This window comes from Leucobacter sp. GX0328, assembly GCF_053567315.1.
Window position 1 is genome coordinate 1 of the sequence record NZ_JBSGPC010000008.1, and the last position, 1,388, is coordinate 1,388.

The 1,388-nt window shown below is 61.7% G+C and carries 1 protein-coding gene; it reads left to right on the forward strand.

What is annotated here, in order from left to right; genetic code table 11:
* Window positions 1-299 precede the first annotated feature (299 nt).
* Window positions 300-1,370, forward strand: coding sequence for an IS110 family transposase (locus tag ACUYTF_RS13455; RefSeq protein WP_449279956.1), 1,071 nt, complete (start codon window positions 300-302; stop codon window positions 1,368-1,370).
* Window positions 1,371-1,388: the final 18 nt, after the last annotated feature.

Genomic DNA, 1,388 nt, shown 5'->3' on the forward strand with positions numbered 1-1,388 from the left:
CACTGTGAGGCTTGTTCTTGGCTGGTCTGGGACTGGCTGGCAGGGTAGGCGTTGGCCGTTCCCTGACGATTGTGGCTCGCTACACCACTGGCCCTCCGGGTGCCCTGCTTGAGACTTGCCCGATCGGCATGGGCGACCGACGCCTCCCGGCCCATTTCGATGGCCTGATTAGAAGCCTGCCCGACCCCTGAGGTCGTGGCCCGTCACAGTGCTGCCACGAAGTGATTTCCTCCCGGAACGGCGTCGGCCGCCACGCGGCTGAACCCTAATGATTCCGTTCCAGGAAGGACCACAACCGCATGACCATCGTCGCGCATTCTCACTCGTTTGTCATTGGTGTGGACACCCACGCCAAATCACACACCTACGCTGTCATCGACGCTGCGAACGGCGAACTGCTCGGTTGCCAACTGTTCCCGACGACCGCGAAGGGCATGGCCAGAGCAATCGCCTGGGCAGGCCGCCTCTCTTCCGGTGAAGCGACTACGCTCTGGTCGATCGAGTGCATCGCCACCTACGGGGCGAAGCTTGCCCGCGCAGTCTCAGACGCCGGTTACGAAGTCGTTGAAGCACCACGCATCAGCACGAAATCTCGCCGCGGAATCGGCAAGTCAGATCCGATTGATGCGCAAGCCATCGCAACCGCGACGCGCTCCCTCGACGACGACCAACTTCGCCGCCCGCGCGCTGACGACGGGATACGTCAAGCCCTGCGCGTGCTCGTCGCGGCTCGTGAACAGATGGCGCAGGAGAAAACGATGAACACCAACGCGCTCACCGCCCTGCTGCGCGTCAACGACCTTGGCATAGATGCCAGGAAACCACTCACTCTCACCCAGATCGGTGAGATCTCACGGTGGCGCAGCCGCGAGGAACCCATCGCGCGTGTTGTCGCCCGCGACGAGGCGATCCGTCTCGCACGTCAGATCCTCGCCTTCCAAGAAACGCTCACCACGAATCAGAAACGCATGATCGAACTGATCGCACAGAGCCCAGCAGCACCCCTACTCGAAGAACCAGGTGTCGGCGCATACACCGCCGCCATTCTGATCACCGCATGGTCACACCCCGGTCGGGTGCGCAGTGAGGCCGCATTCGCGGCTCTCGCCGGTGTGAGTCCGATCCCCGCCTCCAGTGGGAACACCATCAGGCATCGCCTCAACAGAGGCGGTGACCGGCGTCTGAATCGCGCACTTCACGTGATTGCAATGTCCCGCATGCAGCACCACGACAACACCAAAACCTACGTTGAGAAACGTCTCACTGAAGGGCGTAGCAAGCGCGAGATCCGGCGCTGTCTCAAACGCTACCTCGGTAGGCACTTCTACCGGACGCTCAATGCCCTACATTCTGCCGGTTCTACGACTTGACAATCATAGAAGCGTCTC